Here is a 2,768-nt window from a genome sequence, read left to right on the forward strand (position 1 = left end):
ATACAAATGCCATGACCAACAATGGCACCGAGGGCAACGCCTAAAGCATGGCTAGTGGCAGCAAGGGTAATCGTAGCGATTTGGGTGCGATCGCCCCATTCAGCAATGAACGTGAGACTAAAGGCCTCCCCAACAGTTGCCCAAGCAGGATTATTCCCCCAACGGCTGAGATTGGCTTCTGCTTTTTCCACCGTTTCCGCTGCCGCTTCGCACTCGTCTTCACAGGGGGCGTCTCCCATCCGCAGCCCCTGAATCAGCATCTTCAGACCGAAAATCGTAAAGAGCAAAATCGCAGCATAGAAGGTGAACTCTCGCGGTAAAAGTTGAAAAACCTTGCCTAGGGCCACCGACAACAGGGTCATCAGCGTGAGCGCGCCCCATCCCCCCAAGAACACCCATCGTTTTGAATGACGGGTTGCCAGAATCATGGAAATAAAGAAAGTTTTGTCTCCCAGTTCGCCAAGGGTGATGAGGGTCAGCGCCGCAGTAAAAGCCGTTAGCATAGGAAAGGATTCCAACTTGACCATCCCTTAAGGTAGCACGCTGCCATGACTGCCCCGAATTTTGCTGCCATTTTGAATCAGGTTGATTTGCCCCTCGATTGGTTAGGGCTGCGTTACGTTGAAGAAATTGTGACCACGCGCAGTGCCCGCGATGGACAGCCGGAAACAAACCAGCGATCGCGCCAAGTGGGGGTCATGGTCGAGGTACTGGTCAACGGCCAGTTTGCCTATGCAGCCACCCCTAATCTCCAACCAACTGCTCTCCATGCCGCCATCCAAACAGCCTATCAACAGGCCAAAGCCGCTAACCATTGGCGAATCTTTAACTTTACGCCGGCGGCACGGGGCAAGGGCAAGGGATACTATCGATCACCCCAACAGCAACCTTTTGACCAACTTTCAGCAGCCGAGGTGAATCACCTGCTCAAGGACATTTGCCAGAGCCTCAAGGTGAGTGACGACATCGTGCAAACCCGTGCCTTTGTGCAAACCGTAGAGACGACTAGTCAGTGGTTCACCAGTGACGGTGGTCAAATTGAACAGCAGTTTTACCAAGTCCTCACCGATATGAGCGCCACGGCTCAGGCGGCAGGCGTCATTCAGCAACGAACCGATCACGGTTGGTTAGCCCGCTGTTACCAAGGCGGATGGGAGTGGCTGAGGGCGGATCAGTTGAGCGATCGCGCCCGTCACATTGGCGAGCAGGCCGTTGAACTCCTCAGCGCCCCGGCGTGTCCAGAAACCACGACCACCTTGGTACTCGCTCCTGACCAAATGATGCTGCAAATCCATGAGAGCATTGGCCATCCCCTGGAACTAGACCGCATTTTGGGAGATGAGCGCAACTACGCCGGCGGCAGTTTTATTCGCCTTGAAGACTTTGGTCAGCGACAGTATGGCTCTCCCCTTTTGAATGTCACCTTCGATCCAACCATTCCCGGCGAGCTTGCAAGCTACGCCTTTGATGACTTGGGAGTGCCTGCCCAGCGCATGTATCTCATCAAGGAAGGACGCCTCCTGCGGGGGTTGGGCAGTCTCGAAAGTCAGCAGCGAGCCGGGGTTCCCGGTGTTGCTAACGCCCGCGCCTGTTCTTGGAATCGTCCCCCCATTGACCGGATGGCGAATCTGAATATCGAGCCGGGGACGCAGTCCTTTGCCGAGATCATTGCCAACATTGAATTTGGGGTGTACATGGAATCCAATCGCTCCTGGTCTATTGACGACTATCGCCTCAAATTTCAGTTTGGCTGTGAGTATGCCAAGCTGATAGAAAATGGCTGCCTAACGCGGACAGTGCGCAATCCCAACTATCGGGGCACAACCCCTGAATTTTGGCAGAGTCTAATTGCTGTGGGAGACGCCTCCACCTTTGAGATTTTTGGGACACCGTTTTGTGGTAAGGGAGAACCTAACCAAGCCATTCGTGTCGGTCATGGCTCACCGGTCTGTGCCTTTGCCAATATTCAAGTGTTTGGTGGCGGTTGAATGAATGGGCGAGGTCAGACTCGAACTGACATGGGGAAACCCCGCTACATTTTGAGTGTAGTGCGTCTACCATTTCGCCACTCGCCCTCAGATTTTTTACTATACCATGCTTTAGGAGAGCTGAGCTATCCTAAGGGTGTCACAGGCACGCTCCACAAGGGCTTGCAGGACAGGAAGTTGCTCTATGTCTTCTGAATAGTACAAATTGGCATTGCCGCGATCCGTGTCCTCCCAAAACTTGGGCTGAGCATGACGTAGGCGATCGCAATTTTGCTGAAAGAGGCGTTTGAATTCTGACAATCCAAGAACCGCGACATCCTCCACCATGTCCTCGACAATCCGCTGGGCAAACTGGGGTTGCTGCCGCGCTAAGTAAAACAGAGCAAGTCCCATTTGCAGCAGGCGAACCCCCACCCCCGTACTTCTGCCGCGATCGCCATTTTGGAGTTGGCGCAGTTCTGGAGGGCTATCCAAGCGCAGCATCTCCTCTAGGAGTTCCAATTGCAGTTGCTCTTGCCACCGCTGCTCGTTCACGAGGATTAATATCTTCTTTAACTCGGCGGCAAAGACATCAACGATGAAATAAAGGGCGGGACTACTCTGCGCCAGCTCATACACTTCATTGCCGTAGGTACGCAGATAATTCACACATTTTTGCGTGAGGTGGGGTCGTTGGTAGTGAACCAGACTCTCAATAAACCGCCGATAGTGAAAGGCCAAGTTATAGAGATGGCGGGCCTCATTGTGGCGGCTGCCGTGTTTAATGGCAAAGCGCATCAT

The 2,768-nt window shown here is 53.5% G+C and carries 2 protein-coding genes, 1 tRNA gene and 1 pseudogene; 1 reads left to right on the forward strand and 3 read right to left on the reverse strand.

Annotated elements, in window-relative coordinates:
• Positions 1-503: TMEM165/GDT1 family protein (locus Q0711_RS09720; RefSeq protein WP_299042424.1), on the reverse strand; the 503-nt coding region annotated here is incomplete at its 3' end.
• A 45-nt stretch (positions 504-548) separates the two neighbouring features.
• On the opposite strand from Q0711_RS09720, the gene Q0711_RS09725 reads away from it, so the two are divergent.
• The gene (locus Q0711_RS09725) at positions 549-1,988 is read left to right on the forward strand and encodes a TldD/PmbA family protein (RefSeq protein ID WP_299042427.1); all 1,440 of its coding nucleotides are present in this window, start codon (positions 549-551) and stop codon (positions 1,986-1,988) included.
• Positions 1,989-1,993: 5 nt separating this feature from the next.
• Here the strand turns inward: Q0711_RS09725 and Q0711_RS09730 are convergent.
• Positions 1,994-2,075, reverse strand: a tRNA-Leu gene (locus Q0711_RS09730).
• Between the two features lie 24 nt (positions 2,076-2,099).
• Positions 2,100-2,768 (reverse strand): annotated as a pseudogene (locus Q0711_RS09735) (hypothetical protein); the annotation flags it as partial.

The sequence above is a fragment of the uncultured Thermosynechococcus sp. genome (assembly GCF_937958135.1).
Taxonomy (GTDB): domain Bacteria; phylum Cyanobacteriota; class Cyanobacteriia; order Thermosynechococcales; family Thermosynechococcaceae; genus Thermosynechococcus.